This window comes from Variovorax sp. AB1(2024) (assembly GCF_037482385.2).
In the GTDB taxonomy this organism is placed as follows: Bacteria; Pseudomonadota; Gammaproteobacteria; order Burkholderiales; family Burkholderiaceae_C; genus Variovorax.
Map to the genome: position 1 here is coordinate 1,368,268 of NZ_JBBHKP020000001.1, position 13,475 is coordinate 1,381,742.

Here is a 13,475-nt window from a genome sequence, read left to right on the forward strand (position 1 = left end):
CCTGCCGCCGGGGCGGGTTCGGGTAGGTTCGAGTACAGTGGGCGCCCCTTGCCGCAGCCGACCCCGCCAGAACCCATGTCCACGCACAGCATCCGCCTCGACGCGGTGACGCTGGTGCGCGGCAACCAGCATGTCTTCGAAGGGCTCACGCTGAGCCTGCAGGAAGCGCGCATCGGGCTGATCGGCGACAACGGCGCCGGCAAGAGCAGCCTGTTCCGGCTGATCAGCGGGCTCGACCAGCCGCAGCAGGGGCGCGTGACCGTGCACGGCCTCGATACGCAGGCCGACCGCAAGCAGCTGTCGAAGCACGTCGGGCTGATGTTCCAGAACCCCGACGACCAGATCATCTTTCCCACCGTGGCCGAGGAGCTGGCCTTCAGCCTCACGGCGCGCGGCGAGACCCGCCAGGCGGCGCGGCAGCAGGCGCGCGAGTTCCTCGCCCGGCGCGGGCTCGAGGCCTGGGCCGCGCGCGCGGTCGGCGAACTGAGCCAGGGGCAGCGCCAGCAGGTGTGCCTGCTGGCCTTGCAGATCAGCGAGCCCGCCACGCTGCTGCTGGACGAGCCCTTCGCCAGCCTCGACCTGCTGAGCCAGGCGCGGCTGGCTCAGCAGCTCGAAGACGGCGGCCACCAGATCGTCGTTTCCACGCACCTGCTCGAACACGTCTACGACTTCGAGCGCGTGCTGTGGCTCGACCAGGGCAAGGTGCGCGCCGACGGGCCGGGCCGCGAGGTGTGCGAAGCCTATGCAGAGAACGTGCGCGAGCGCGCCGCGCTGGAGCGGGGGCGCCGTGCGTAGCCTTTATTCAGAACAGCCGACGTGGATGCACGCGATCGCGGCGTGGGCCAAGCTCGCGGTGCTGTCGGTGTGCGGCACGCTGCTGGTGCTGGTCGAGCGGCCATTGACGCTGGCCGTGGCCTGCGTCGTGGTGCTGGGCATCTTCGCGTCGCTCGGGCCGCCTGCGTGGCGCCGCGTGCGCATGCTGCTCGGCGTGGCGATCGCGGGGGCGCTGATCATCGGCTTCCACTGGGCCATGGGCACGACTCCGCTGGGCGTGGCCAGCGCGCTGCGGCTCGCGAGCGCGGCCACGCTGGCGCTGATGCTGACGCTGACCACGCGCTTCGAAGACCTGCTGGCGGTGCTCGAAGCGGTGCTGCATCCGCTGCAGCGCGTGGGTGTGCCGACCGAGCGGATCGCGCTCGGCCTTGGCCTGATGCTGCGCTTCGCCGAAAACTTCTATGTGCAATGGCAGCGCCTGGACGACGCCTACCGCGCCCGCGCGGGCCACGGCGGCGGCTTGCGGCTGCTGGCGCCGCTGACCATCCGCACCCTGCAGACCGCCGAGCGCGTGGCCGACGCGCTGGCCGCACGGCTCGGCCGCTGACCGAGCTTCTTCTTTTTTTCTTCGATTGCGATCGACCGCCATGACCACCACCGGCTCCCTCAGTTCGTCCCGCTCACTGTCTTACATCGCGCTGTTCGCGGCGCTGATGGCAGTGTTCGGCCTGATCCCGAAGATCGACCTGCCGTTCGGCGTGCCGATCACGCTGCAGTCGCTGGGCGTGATGCTCGCGGGCTGCCTGCTGGGGCCGCGCCGCGGCTTCCTGGCCATCGCGCTGTTCCTGCTGGCCGTGGCGCTCGGGCTGCCGCTGCTGCCGGGCGGACGCGGCGGGCTGAGCGTGTTCGTGGCTCCGGCCGGCGGCTTTCTCTTCGGCTGGATGTTCGGTGCCTTCGCCTGCGGCCTGCTGATGCGCCTGGCGATGCGGCGCATGGCCGGCGCCACCGGCACGGGCCTGCTGGCCGCGGCCTTCCTGGCGTCGGTGGTCGGCGGCATCGGCGTGGTCTACGCCTTCGGCATCGTCGGGCTTTCGCTGATCGCCCACATGTCGCTGTCGCAGGCCGCGCTGGCGATGCTGGTCTTCATTCCCGGCGACCTCATCAAGTGCGGCATCTGCGCGATGCTCGTGCAGACGGTGATGCGCGGCATGCCGGGCTGGCGGCTCGACCGCGACTGATCGTCTTCTTCAGCCGGGCCGCGCGCCCTGACGGGTGAAGACCGTGGCCGACAGGTAGTCCTTGCGCGGGCCGCGCACCGCGTGGCGGATCTCGAACGAGCCGTCCGGCAGGAAGCGGTAGCTGCTGTCGTAGGTGTCTGGCGTGCACAGGTGCACGGCCGAGCCGGCGAGCGCCGCGCCGTCGCGTTCGATGCCGATGGCGTGGAACAGGCGCGGCCGGGTTTCGGCAAAGTGCACCACGAAGCCGCCCGGCGCGCGCTCGAAGAGGTATTCGCGATGCCCGTCGAATTCCTTGCCGTCGGCCAGCCGTATGCGGCCTTCCTCGCGGTACTTGAGCATGTCCTGGGCGACTTCCGTGAACACCGCGGTGCCGGTCATGGTGGCTTGGCCCTCGATGGTTCGCGCCAGGGCCCAGGCGCCCGCCAGCGCGTCGAACACGGTGTCCGGACCGTCCCAGGGAGCTTGGGGCGGAAGGATGGAAGAGGGGGGCTGCGCGCTCATCCCGGCACTCTACGACAAGCCGTTTTCTCCTTTTCGGAGCGGTGATTGTTTCCACCGTGTGAACACCGCGGTTCCGTTTGCTAAGGGTTTTTACTTAGATATCGGCGCACAATTCTTCCCATGGACCAGCCCTTCAGCTGATCCAGACCAAGAAACAAGAACCGAACCAATTGAAGGACATCCAAATGACCGCCTCGAAGCTCCTCTCCGCCATCTCCATCGCCCTGCTGGCCGCCGCCGGTGCCGCCCACGCCGAAACCTATGAAGGCGTGCATCAGCTGACCTCGGCCGCCAGCCGCGCCGACGTCGCCAGCCAGGCCGTCGTGGCCGCACACAGCGCCAACCCCTACGCCACCGGTGCCAACGCCGGCCCGGCCCAGGTGTTCGTGTCGAACACCAGCCGCGCTGCCGTCCGTGCCGACGCCGTTGCCGCCGCGCACAGTGCCGACCCCTACGCCGAAGGCGCTTCGTCGGGCGTAGCCCCCGTGGTCGCCAGCACCGTTGACCGCGCCGCAGTTCGCGCAGCAGCCCGTGCCGCAGCGCACGGCGACGCCCTGCCGCTGTAATCTTCGGCAGCAAGCCCGCTTCGGCGGGCATCTTTCGATAAAAGCTGGACCATGCATCTGCATGGTCCAGCTTTTATGCGTATGGCGATGCTCATGGCGGGCTCATACGGCGTCCGTATCATGGCCTGCATGCAAATCCAACATCTAGACATCAACCCCGGCCAAACTGCACTCATCTCCATTGATCTGCAGAACAGCAACGTCGCCCGGCAGCTTGCGCCGCATTCCGCCGCCGACGTGGTGCAGCGCGGCAAGCGCATCGCCGACAGCCTGCGCGAGGCGGGCGGCACCGTGGTCTGGGTGAGGGTGGACGTGAGCGCGCTGCTGAGCCTGCCGGCGGACGCATCCATCAGCCGCCCGGCCGGATCGCCCGTGCCGCTGCCCGAGTTCTCCGAACTGGTGCCCGAGCTCGAAGTGCAGGCCGCCGACGTGCGGATCACCAAGCGCCAGTGGGGTGCCTTCTACGGCACCGACCTCGACCAGCAATTGCGCCGCCGCGGCATCAGGACGCTGCTGATGAGCGGCATCGCGACCAACTTCGGCGTCGAGTCGACAGCGCGTGCGGCCTTCGACCGTGGCTACGAACTGGTGTTCGTGGAAGACGCGATGACTTCGCTCGCGGCCGAGCCGCACGATTTCGCGAACCAGCAGGTGTTCCCGCGCATGGGCCGCGTGCGGTCGACCGAGGTGGTGCTGAAGGCCATCGCCGCGGCTGCCGGGCAGCAGCAGCGCTGATTCAGCGCGCGGGCAGCAGCCGCAGCGGGGCGACCAGGAAGGGCGCGGTGCCGGCTGCGCCCGTCTCGTGGACCGTGACGAACCACCGCGCCGCCGCGCCATCCTCCGGCCGCGCGCACAGCGTGCCCGTGTAGAGCAGCCGAGCCGCTTGCGCGTCCTCGCAGTGCACGGCGGTCTCGTCGCAGCAGGTGTCGGGCAGCGAGGCGTCGACGCGCTTCATCAGGCGCAGCGTGAGCCGCTCCGGCGCCCTCGTGCGTTCGCCCTGGCGGGCAGCGGGCACCGTCGCGCGCAGTCGCAGCTCCAGCGGCTCGCCGATGCGCAGGCCCTCGCCGCGCTCCAGCCGGATGTCCGCCAGCGCCACGCGCACGCGGCGCCGCTCGCGCAGCGAGGTGCAGACGAACACCACGGTCAGCACCGAGAACATCGCGAACACCGGCAGGCCGACCAGCATCCACAGCCACTGCCAGCCGCCGGCCAGTGCCCAGGTCATGGCCTGGAAGCCGAAGACCGCGAAGAAAGCCAGCACCGCGAGCGCGATCAGCCAGCCGAGCCGATCGGCGGGCGACTTCGGTGCGCGCTCGGTGGCCTGCGGTGCGCCCGAAGTCCATTGGTCCGGGAGCAGTTCGTCGATGGGCGGCAGGTCGATGGCGGGCTGGTGCTCTTGCATGAAGGCGCGGAGCATAGCTGCCGCCTCCGCCAAAAGGCGCATTGCCTTGCCGCTGGGCATCCCGCATGATGGTGTGGTGCGGAAGGGCGGGCCGCGAGACGTCATGCTTTCGCATTAATGCGCCATGGTGGTGCACTCGGGCGAAAATACCGAGCGCTCCTGCCAGGAAAAACGAAAGCACGATCCTTCGCCGCCAAGGTGGCAACCCCTCACGCATGGCCCTTACTCTCGACCCCGAAGACACGCGCGGACGCATCCACGATCTCGTGTGGTGCGGCTTCTATCCCGATGCCGACGTCGAATGGATGATCACCGACGAGTATCTGGACCCCGACGAGCTCACGGGCGAAGACCGTGCATGGATCAAGGCCGAGGCCGCGCGCGCATGCGCCGCCAAGCGCGCCGCCGAGGCAGGCTGGCCTGCGCTGACCGAATACGACCGGCTCGAAGCCGTGTTCGCGCAGCTGCGTGCCGAGAAGATCATCGCGCTGCATCGCGCCGGCAACTCGCTGGCCGACGGGCATGACGACGTGCGCGAGCAATGGCGCGCCGCGGGGCGCCTGGCGTCGGGCATCCGCGGCTGCTGCTTCTATCACTCGCAGGATCTCGACACGGCAGTGCGCACCGGCCGCCTGCACCTGGCGTTCAGCGGCGGCATGATCCCCGAGATCGACCAGCGCGAGGCCAACACCGTCGTCGTCGGCCGCCGCATCGTCGAGCTGCTGCGCGCCGCTGGCTTCGGCGCGCACTGGAGCGGCGACATCAACGAGCGCATCGAAGCCGACCTCGGCCAATGGCGCAAGCGAGGCCCCTCCGCGTGAGCGTGCAGGCCTGGCAGCCGCCGCGCCGTATCGACGCCATCGATTTCTGGCTGCGCTCGCGGCTGCTGGCCACTGCCCATGCGCTGCGCGAGGCACTGCGGCCCTCGGCCCGGCGCTGGCACTGCGGCAGTCACGCGCTGGCCGATGCGCCCGTCATTGCGCAACACCGCACGCCCCTCTGGTCCGACGGCCGCGCCGATGAATTTCCGCTGGTGGCCGGCAAGGTGCAGAACCTGCGCGTGGCGCGGCGCGCCTTCGACGCGGTCGAGGTGCCGGCGGGCGAGCTGCTGAGCTTCTGGCGGCAGCTCGGGCGGCCCGCTGCCTGGCGCGGCTTCGTGGTCGGGCGCGAATTGCGCGGCGGCTGCGTGGTGCCGACGCTGGCCGGCGGCCTCTGCCAGTTGTCGAATGCGCTGGCGACGGTCGCCGCGCGCGCGGGTTTCGAACTGGTCGAGCGCCACGGGCATACGGCGCGCATCGAGCAGGCCGGCGACGCCGATGGCGATGCGATCGATGCGACCGTGTTCTGGAACTACGTCGATCTCAAGCTGCGCGCCAGGCACGCATGGCGGCTCGAAGTGGAGCTGACCGACAGCGAACTGGTGTTGCGCATCCGCGCGCGTTCACCGCCCACGGCTGCTGCTGCGCCGCTCGTGCTGCGGCGTGCGAACGCAGCGGATGCGCCAGCCGCATTGCCTCTGGCTCGCGGCTGCCTGAGCTGCGACCAGGCCGCGTGCTTTCGCCACCGCCCCCGCGTCGACGTCGAACCGCAGGGGCGCACCGCCGTGCTGGTGGACGGCTGGACGCCGGAGTTCGCGCGCTACCTGCACGCCGCGCATCCGCAGGCCGAGCGCATGCAGCCCGTGCCGCTGCGGCTCGCGTTCTGGCGCCGGCCCGCGACCGGCTGGCAGCGCGAAGCCGTCGCGCAAGGCACGCAGGCCGCGCAAGCACTGTGGGCCGTGAGCCTGCGACGGGCGCTGTGGCAGCGGCTCTGGGCGCGGCACGCGGGGCGGCGGCAGGCGAGCCTGATCGACGGGCAGCGCTGGCTCGCGCTGGCATTCGCAGCGCGGCTGAAGCCGGCGCACACGCAACTGGTGGTCGAGCAATCGCTGCTGCCGCACCTGCAGCGCATCGGCGCGCTCGACGGACGCCGCGTCACCGTGCTGGCCGGCGCATTGCCGATGGCCGAGATCGAACGCCGGCTCGATGCCGCCGCGCACCGCTGGCCCGGCGATGAAACGCTGCGCGACTTCCGCGCCGACCCCGCGCTGGCGCTGGCCGAGGCGCAGGCTCTTGCACGCGCGGTGGCCGTGGTCACGCCGCATGCGCAGGCCGCGGCGCGGATCGAGCGGCTTGCGCCACGGGCCGCGCTGGTGCGGCTCGACTGGGTGCTGCCCCAGGCCAAGACCGTTGCCAGTGGGCGCGCCGACCCGCCCCTCGTCGTGTTCGCGGCAAGCGCATTGGCCCGCAAGGGCGCACGCGAACTCGCCGCCGCGCTGCAAGGCTGGCCGTGCCGCCTGCGCGTGCTGGGCGCGCCGTCGAGCGACGCGCGGCTCTGGCAAGGCATTGCGCAGGTCGAGCACATGAACTGGCAGGGCGACGCGCTGGCGGGCGCCAGCGTGGTCGTGCTGCCGGCGCACATCGAGCATGCGCCGCGCGCGGTCCTGCGCGCGGTGGCGGCCGGCGTGCCGGTGGTGGCCTCGACCGCCTGCGGCCTCTCGGCCCTGCCTGGCGTGCGCGAGGTCGCGCCGGGCGACGTGGAATCGCTGCGCGCCGCCGTGCGCGCCGCCTGCAGTAACTGAACGGAGAACAACACACGTGGCATCGATCGAACAGGCCCGAGCGGCCCTGGCTCCCCATGGCGCGCTGGCGCCGCAGTCCGCGGCCGAGCACTGGCGCGGCGACATCGCGCTGCCGCCCGCCATCGAGGCTTTCTATGCGCAGGTCGGCCCGCTGGGCGACTGGATCAACGAGCGCGTGGGCCACGCGGGCCTCTCGATCCCGACCGCCGGCAACGACTTCAGCATCCCGCCGCTCGCGCGCCTGTGGCAGCTGCAGGCCGGCTACCGCTGGCACGGCATCACCGGCGAGCGCCTGTCCGGCTGGCCCGATCATTGGCTGGTGGTGGCCGACCAGGGCGCGGACCCGTTCATCTTCGACCTGCGCACCGGCGCGATACAGTTCGCCTTCCACGGCGCGGGCGCGTGGCAGGACGACGAACCGATCTTTGCCGACATCCTCGAGATGGCCGCGTGCCTCGGCACCATGGGCCAGGTCTGGGAGGAAGCCGGCGACGACATCTTCCTGGACGACGATTCCGTCAATCCGCTATACCGCGCGCGGCTGGTCGAACGGCTGGCACCGCTGCTCGGCGGTGCCGCGGCGGCGGAAGGGCTGGCGGCCGCGTTCGACTGGTAGCGGCGCCGCGCAGGCAGGCAATCAAGAAAAAGAACCCGGGAGCAATTCATGACCATCGACCTCCAGACGCTCAGGTGCGGCGAATGCGGCAGCAGCGTGCTCAAGCGCACGGGCCTCAACGAATACACCTGCGAGCACTGCGGCTCGGTCACGCTGGTCGAGGACAACGTGTCCGACCGGCTGGAGCGCGTGCTCGACCAGGTGAAGAACGAGGCCGGCCGGCGGCTCGCGGCCGAGGAGGCGCTCAAGCAGAAACTGATGCTGCGCAAGATCGGCATCGGCGTGATCGCGGTGCTCGGCGTGGTGCTGGTGGGGCGCATCGTGGGGCTGTTGATCGGCTCCGGCAAGCCGTCGCCCGATGCGCGCCCCGCCGCGGTGGCCGCGATCGACCGCACCATTCCGCCCGACGGGCTGAAGCTCGGCGAGCCGCGCCAGGTGCTGGTGGGCACCGGCAGCTCGGCCCTGCCCAAGCTGCTGGTGGTGGCGCGCAACGAGACCGGCAAGCCGCTTTCGCGTGCCGGCGTGCGCGCCATCTACTACGACGGCGACTCGCGGCTCGACGAGCGCAGCGAGATGCTGCCGGTGTCGGTGCTGCAGCCCGGGGAAAGTGCGCCCGCGCTCATCGACATGCCCAGCGGCAAGAACATCACCCGGCAGGAGCTGCGCGTGCAGAAGCTGGCCGAGCCCTACAGCGCCACCGAGGGGCCGCGCATGACCTTCTCGCGCGTGCGGCTGGTGCAGCAGGGCGAGCGCGTGCGGCTGGTAGGCCGCATCGCCAATGCGCGCACCGACGGCGTGGAGATCGGCGGCATCGAGGTGCTGGCCACGCTGTACGACGACGCCGGCCAGGTGATCGGCATCGGCCACGGCTACGGGCAGGCCAACGAGATCCAGCCGGGCGCGCAGACCTCGGTGGACGTCAGCATCGCCCGCTTCGGCCGTGCGGCTGCGGTCGCGGCTTGGGACTACCGCATCGGCTACAGCATCGTCGGGGCTTCAGGCGCGCGCACTCCGGTGCTGAGCGCCGACCGCGTGATCCGCGCCACCGGCGGACCGGAGAACTTCAACCCCGAACTGCGGCTGGGGACCGACGACCTGCTGGCCAGCGACAGCGAGCGCTTCGACGCCAGGCAGCTGGAGCTGCTGCCGCTGATCGACGGGCGCAACAACATCCAGCAGCGGCTGTTCCTGACCGAGCTGGTGAACCGCAGCGCCGACGCGATCGTGCTGGCGCCGGGCGGCGTGATCTCGCGCTTCAGCGGCAGCAAGGCGCGCGGCACGACCAACATTTCGGGGCTGGCCTACCTGTATCCCGGCGAGCGCTTTCCCATCTTCCTCGAACCGGAAGACATGGAGAAGCTGACCGAGACCCGCATCGAATGGAAGCCGATGCGCCGCGCCGCCATGCCGGGCCCGCGCAAGCCGCTGGAAGTGCGCGTGACGGGCACCAAGGCCCAGACCGGCAGCGTGCTGCTGAACTTCACCCAGCGCTTCACCTACAAGAGCGTGGAGGTGACGGGCAGCGTGAAGAACCCGGGCAACGGCATCGTCGGCAAGGTGCGGCTGTGGGTGAGCCTGCGCGACCGCGGCGGGCAGCTCACGGGCTTCAAGCTGGTGGAAAACCTGCCGGCCATCGCGCCGGGCGAGAGCGTGCCGTTCCAGGTGAACGTGGAGCAGAACGGCCGGGACTTCGCGAGCGTGACCACGCTATACCAAACCGAATAGCCCCTCCCGCGACGGCGTTGGGCGGTTCGCGCCATGATCGAGCCATGATTCCGTTATCGATCCTCGACCTCTCCCCGATCACCGAGGGCAGCGACGCCGCGCAGTCGTTCCGCAACTCGCTCTCGCTGGCGCAGCATGGCGAGAAGCTCGGCTACACGCGCTACTGGCTCGCCGAGCACCACGGCATGCCGGGCATCGCGAGCGCGGCCACGGCGGTGTTGCTGTCGTACGTGGGCGCGGGCACGTCCACCATCCGCATCGGCGCCGGCGGCGTGATGCTGCCGAACCACTCGCCGCTGGTGATCGCCGAGCAGTTCGGCACCCTCGAGTCGCTGTACCCGGGGCGCGTCGACCTGGGCCTGGGCCGCGCGCCCGGCTCCGACCAGCGCACCGCGCGGGCGCTGCGCCGCAACCTCGAATCGGATTCCGACCAGTTCCCGCAGGACGTGATCGAGCTGATGGACTTCATGTCGAAGAACCCGCAGCAGGCGGTGCGCGCGGTGCCCGGCGCGGGGCTCGAGGTGCCGGTGTGGATCCTCGGCTCCAGCACCTTCGGCGCGCAGCTGGCGGCGCACCTGGGGCTGCCCTATGCGTTTGCCTCGCACTTCGCGCCGCAGCAGATCATGCAGGCCATCCAGATCTACCGCGAGACCTTCAAGCCCTCGGCGCAGCTGAGCAAGCCGTACGTGATGCTGGGCTTCAACGTGTTCGCGGCCGATACCGACGAGGAGGCCGAGTTCCGCGCCACCTCGTGGCAGCAGGCCTTCGTGAACCTGCGTAGCGGGCGGCCCGGTCGCCTGCCGCCGCCGGTCGAGAACTACCGCCAGAAGGTCGGCCCCGCGGAAAACGCCTTGCTCGACTCGGTGCTGTCGTGCTCCGCGGTCGGCTCGGTCGAGACGGTGAAGAAGGGCGTGGAAGCGTTCGTCGCGCGCACGGGCGCGGACGAACTCATGATCACCTCGCAGGTGTTCGACCACGCTGCCCGGCTGCGCTCCTACGAGCTGCTCGCCGCGGCCTTCGGCCAGACGGCGAAGCAGTAGCGCCGGGGCTCAGGCCCGCTTGCGGGCTTCCTCGTCCACGAGGTCCTTCTTCGAGAGCTTGCCCACGGCGGTCTTGGGCAGCTCCGCGCGAATCTCCAGCGCGCCGATCATCTCGTGCTTGCCGAGGCGGTCTTTCAGGAAGGCCTTGAGCGCATCGAGCGTCAATTCGCCCGCGCCTTCCTTCAGTTTCACGAAGGCCTTGGGCGACTGGCCGCGGTATTCGTCGGGAATGCCGATCACGCAGACTTCGGCCACGGCGGGGTGCTCGTACACCGCTTCTTCCAGCACGCGCGGATAGACGTTGTAGCCGCCGCACAGCAGCATGTCCTTGGTGCGGTCGACGATGTAGAAATAGCCGTCGGCGTCCATCTTCGCGACGTCGCCGCTGCGGAAGTAGCCGTCGGGCGTCATCGACTCGGCGGTGGCCTTGGGGTTGTTCCAGTAGCCCTTCATCACGTTCGGCCCCTTGATGCAGAGCTCGCCGGCTTCGCCGAACGCGGTGACGTCCTTCGACGGATCGTCCAGGCTCACCAGCTTGATGCGCACCTGCGGCAGCGGCATGCCGCACGACCCCGCCTTGCAAACGCCGCGCGCGGGCGTGAAGGTGCCCACGGGCGAGGTCTCGGTCATGCCCCAGCCTTCGTTGAGGTGGCAGCCGGTGAGTTCGAAGAAGCGCTGCTCCACTTCCACCGGCAGCGGCGCGCCGCCGGAGCCGCAGAACTTGAGCGAGCGCAGGTCCATCTCCTTCGCCTTGGGGTGCGAGAGGATGGCGGTGTACATCGTCGGCACGCCGGGAAACACGCTGATCCTGCTGGCGGCCAGCTCGTTCATCACCGCATCCACGTCGAAGCGCGTGTGCAGCACCAGCGCGGCGCCCAGGCGAACGCCGAGCAGCATGGCGGCGCTGAGCGCGAAGATGTGGAAGAGCGGCAGCACGACCAGGAAGCGCTCGCTGCCCTCGTCGAGGATCGGCGGATCGCCCCTGGTCGATTCGTAGTACTGCGCCGAGGCCGACGTGAGGTTGGCGTGCGTGAGCATCGCGCCCTTGGGCAGGCCGGTGGTGCCGCCGGTGTACTGCAGCACGACGATTTCCTCGGCCAGGTCACCGAGCGGATGCGTCTGGTGCGTGCCTTCGCTCTTGAGCAGGTCGGTGAAGCGCAGGTGGCGGTCGTCGGTCGGCACGGGCGCGATCTGGCCGGCGCCCTGCAATTGGGCCTGCACCTTGTCGCCCGCGGCGCCGTAGTCGCCGAGGCTGCCGACCACGAGCTTGCGCAGGCGCGAGCTGTCGAGCAGGCGCGCCATCTGCGGATACAGGTTGACGAGGTCGAGCGTGATGAGGATGTCGGTGCGGCTGTCCTCGATCTTGTGGGCCAGCACGCGCTCGGCGTCGAGCGGCGAGTAGTTCACCACCGTGCCGCCGGCCTTCAGCACCGCGAAGAAGGCGATGGGGTAGTGGGGCGTGTTCGGCAGGTACAGGCCTACGTGCACGCCGGGCTTCACGCCCAGGTCCTGCAAACCCTTGGCTGCGCGTTCGACCGCCGCGCCCAGCTCGCTGTAGGTGATGGCCTGGCCCATGAACTCCACGGCCGAATGCTCGGGCCAGCGCGTGACGGCTTCATCGAGCATCTGCTGCACCGGCTTGACGGGCAGCTCGGCGTCCCAGCGCATGCCGGGCGGGTAGTTGCGCGTCCAGGGGGTGTCGTTGCCGGACCGGGCGGCGGGGGAGGGGGTGGCCATGCGTCTTGTCTCCGCTGTGCTTTTGCGGCACTTTAGCGCCGGCCTTTCGCATCGCGCAGCGGCAGCTGACAAGCCGGCGACACGGGTTTTCCCGATTTCCCACACACGGGAAGCCCCTAACGCGAGGCTGGGACAATGGCGGGCTTATGGCAAAGCAACGGATCGTGGTGGGACTGAGCGGCGGGGTGGACTCCGCGGTGACTGCGCACCTGCTCAAGCAGCAGGGGCACGAGGTGGTCGGCATCTTCATGAAGAACTGGGAAGACGACGACGACAGCGAATACTGCTCGTCGAACATCGACTTCGTGGATGCGGCCAGCGTGGCAGACGTGCTGGGCATCGAGATCGAGCACGTCAACTTTGCGGCCGACTACAAAGACCGCGTGTTCGCCGAGTTCCTGCGCGAATACAAGGCAGGCCGCACGCCCAACCCCGACGTGCTGTGCAACGCCGAGATCAAGTTCAAGGCGTTTCTCGACCACGCCATGCGGCTGGGCGCCGAGAAGATCGCCACCGGGCACTACGCGCGCGTTCGCCTGAACGAGGCCACCGGCAGGCACGAGCTGCTGAAGGGACTCGACCCGTCGAAGGACCAGAGCTACTTCCTGCACCGGCTGAACCAGGCCCAGCTGTCGAAGACGCTGTTCCCGGTGGGCGAACTGCACAAGACCGAGGTGCGCCGCATCGCCGAGGAAATCGGCCTGCCTAATGCGAAGAAAAAAGACTCGACCGGCATCTGCTTCATCGGCGAGCGGCCTTTCCGCGATTTCCTCAACCGCTACATCTCCAAGGAGCCGGGCCCGATCAAGGACGATCGCGGCCGCAAGCTGGGCGAGCACCAGGGGCTGAGCTTCTACACGCTGGGGCAGCGGCAGGGGCTGGGCATCGGCGGCGTGAAGGAGAAGGGCGCGCAGAGGGGCTCGGGCGACCATTCGCCCTGGTTCGTGGCGCGCAAGGACGTCGAGAAGAACACGCTGTGGGTGGTGCAGGGGCATGACCATCCGTGGCTGCTGTCGTCGGAACTGAAGGCGGACGATGCGAGCTGGGTGTCGGGCGAGGCGCCCGCCGCCGGGAGCTACGGCTCGAAGGCGCGCTACCGCCAGGCCGACGCGGCCTGCGAGATGGGTGCGGGCGACGGCGGCAATGCGGCGGCGTTCAGCCTGCGCTTCGGCGAGGCGCAATGGGCCGTGACGCCGGGCCAGTCGGCCGTGCTGTACGACGGCGAACGCTGCCTGGGCGGCGGCGTCATCGTCTGA

Annotated in this window: 14 protein-coding genes; 11 read left to right on the forward strand and 3 right to left on the reverse strand. The window is 69.8% G+C overall.

The annotated features are described in order from the left end of the window. Positions 1 to 75 precede the first annotated feature (75 nt). Genes WIX39_RS06550 through WIX39_RS06560 form a run of 3 tightly spaced genes read left to right on the forward strand, consistent with a single transcriptional unit; the run spans position 76 to position 2,012 of the window. Positions 76 to 795, forward strand: coding sequence for an energy-coupling factor ABC transporter ATP-binding protein (locus WIX39_RS06550; protein WP_409194701.1), 720 nt, complete (start codon positions 76 to 78; stop codon positions 793 to 795). Next, positions 788 to 1,381 carry an energy-coupling factor transporter transmembrane component T family protein gene (locus WIX39_RS06555; protein WP_106937594.1) on the forward strand — a complete coding sequence of 198 codons (594 nt, stop codon included), beginning with the start codon at positions 788 to 790 and terminating at the stop codon, positions 1,379 to 1,381. The genes WIX39_RS06550 and WIX39_RS06555 overlap by 8 nt, the downstream gene beginning before the upstream one ends. A gap of 40 nt (positions 1,382 to 1,421) precedes the next feature. After that, positions 1,422 to 2,012: a biotin transporter BioY gene (locus WIX39_RS06560; protein WP_409194702.1), complete on the forward strand. Its 591-nt coding sequence runs from the start codon at positions 1,422 to 1,424 to the stop codon at positions 2,010 to 2,012. Between the two features lie 9 nt (positions 2,013 to 2,021). Here the strand turns inward: WIX39_RS06560 and WIX39_RS06565 are convergent, their stop codons facing one another. Next, positions 2,022 to 2,513 (reverse strand): DUF6314 family protein, encoded by a 492-nt coding sequence (locus tag WIX39_RS06565; protein ID WP_409194703.1) that lies wholly within the window; start codon positions 2,511 to 2,513, stop codon positions 2,022 to 2,024. A gap of 185 nt (positions 2,514 to 2,698) precedes the next feature. Between WIX39_RS06565 and WIX39_RS06570 the strand changes: the two genes are divergently transcribed. Both WIX39_RS06570 and WIX39_RS06575 read left to right on the forward strand, forming a co-directional pair. After that, entirely contained in the window at positions 2,699 to 3,079 is a 381-nt protein-coding gene (locus WIX39_RS06570; protein ID WP_081270745.1) for a helicase SNF2, read from the forward strand. Positions 3,080 to 3,208: 129 nt separating this feature from the next. Beyond that, a complete protein-coding gene (locus WIX39_RS06575; protein WP_106937593.1) occupies positions 3,209 to 3,814 on the forward strand; it encodes an isochorismatase family protein in 606 nt (201 codons plus the stop codon). A 1-nt stretch (position 3,815) separates the two neighbouring features. Here the strand turns inward: WIX39_RS06575 and WIX39_RS06580 are convergent, their stop codons facing one another. Beyond that, positions 3,816 to 4,496 (reverse strand): DUF4407 domain-containing protein, encoded by a 681-nt coding sequence (locus WIX39_RS06580; protein WP_234382138.1) that lies wholly within the window; start codon positions 4,494 to 4,496, stop codon positions 3,816 to 3,818. 200 nt (positions 4,497 to 4,696) lie between these two features. Between WIX39_RS06580 and WIX39_RS06585 the strand changes: the two genes are divergently transcribed. The 5 genes from WIX39_RS06585 to WIX39_RS06605 are packed head-to-tail and all read left to right on the forward strand — an operon-like array spanning position 4,697 to position 10,482. Continuing rightward, positions 4,697 to 5,302 carry a DUF6891 domain-containing protein gene (locus WIX39_RS06585; RefSeq protein ID WP_106935996.1) on the forward strand — a complete coding sequence of 202 codons (606 nt, stop codon included), beginning with the start codon at positions 4,697 to 4,699 and terminating at the stop codon, positions 5,300 to 5,302. Next, entirely contained in the window at positions 5,299 to 7,101 is a 1,803-nt protein-coding gene (locus WIX39_RS06590) for a VanW family protein (RefSeq protein WP_409194704.1), read from the forward strand. The genes WIX39_RS06585 and WIX39_RS06590 overlap by 4 nt, the downstream gene beginning before the upstream one ends. A 16-nt stretch (positions 7,102 to 7,117) precedes the next feature. Next, the gene (locus WIX39_RS06595; RefSeq protein WP_106935994.1) at positions 7,118 to 7,717 is read left to right on the forward strand and encodes a hypothetical protein; all 600 of its coding nucleotides are present in this window, start codon (positions 7,118 to 7,120) and stop codon (positions 7,715 to 7,717) included. 48 nt (positions 7,718 to 7,765) lie between these two features. Further along, entirely contained in the window at positions 7,766 to 9,442 is a 1,677-nt protein-coding gene (locus WIX39_RS06600) for an FxLYD domain-containing protein (protein ID WP_081270749.1), read from the forward strand. A gap of 44 nt (positions 9,443 to 9,486) precedes the next feature. Then, positions 9,487 to 10,482: an LLM class flavin-dependent oxidoreductase gene (locus WIX39_RS06605; RefSeq protein ID WP_081270750.1), complete on the forward strand. Its 996-nt coding sequence runs from the start codon at positions 9,487 to 9,489 to the stop codon at positions 10,480 to 10,482. A gap of 9 nt (positions 10,483 to 10,491) precedes the next feature. On the opposite strand, the gene WIX39_RS06610 is transcribed toward WIX39_RS06605, so the two are convergent. Beyond that, positions 10,492 to 12,219, reverse strand: coding sequence for a long-chain-fatty-acid--CoA ligase (locus tag WIX39_RS06610; protein WP_409194705.1), 1,728 nt, complete (start codon positions 12,217 to 12,219; stop codon positions 10,492 to 10,494). Positions 12,220 to 12,365: 146 nt separating this feature from the next. On the opposite strand from WIX39_RS06610, the gene mnmA reads away from it, so the two are divergent. After that, the gene (gene mnmA, locus WIX39_RS06615; protein ID WP_106935990.1) at positions 12,366 to 13,475 is read left to right on the forward strand and encodes a tRNA 2-thiouridine(34) synthase MnmA; all 1,110 of its coding nucleotides are present in this window, start codon (positions 12,366 to 12,368) and stop codon (positions 13,473 to 13,475) included.

Bases quoted from the DNA above. Each gene is read 5' to 3' on its own strand.
- WIX39_RS06550 (WP_409194701.1), top strand. From the start codon at position 76: ATGTCCACGCACAGCATCCGCCTCGACGCGGTGACGCTGGTGCGCGGC.
- WIX39_RS06560 (WP_409194702.1), top strand. From the start codon at position 1,422: ATGACCACCACCGGCTCCCTCAGTTCGTCCCGCTCACTGTCTTACATC.
- WIX39_RS06565 (WP_409194703.1), bottom strand. From the start codon at position 2,513: ATGAGCGCGCAGCCCCCCTCTTCCATCCTTCCGCCCCAAGCTCCCTGG.
- WIX39_RS06570 (WP_081270745.1), top strand. From the start codon at position 2,699: ATGACCGCCTCGAAGCTCCTCTCCGCCATCTCCATCGCCCTGCTGGCC.
- WIX39_RS06575 (WP_106937593.1), top strand. From the start codon at position 3,209: ATGCAAATCCAACATCTAGACATCAACCCCGGCCAAACTGCACTCATC.
- WIX39_RS06580 (WP_234382138.1), bottom strand. From the start codon at position 4,496: ATGCTCCGCGCCTTCATGCAAGAGCACCAGCCCGCCATCGACCTGCCG.
- WIX39_RS06585 (WP_106935996.1), top strand. From the start codon at position 4,697: ATGGCCCTTACTCTCGACCCCGAAGACACGCGCGGACGCATCCACGAT.
- WIX39_RS06600 (WP_081270749.1), top strand. From the start codon at position 7,766: ATGACCATCGACCTCCAGACGCTCAGGTGCGGCGAATGCGGCAGCAGC.
- WIX39_RS06605 (WP_081270750.1), top strand. From the start codon at position 9,487: ATGATTCCGTTATCGATCCTCGACCTCTCCCCGATCACCGAGGGCAGC.
- WIX39_RS06610 (WP_409194705.1), bottom strand. From the start codon at position 12,219: ATGGCCACCCCCTCCCCCGCCGCCCGGTCCGGCAACGACACCCCCTGG.
- mnmA (WP_106935990.1), top strand. From the start codon at position 12,366: ATGGCAAAGCAACGGATCGTGGTGGGACTGAGCGGCGGGGTGGACTCC.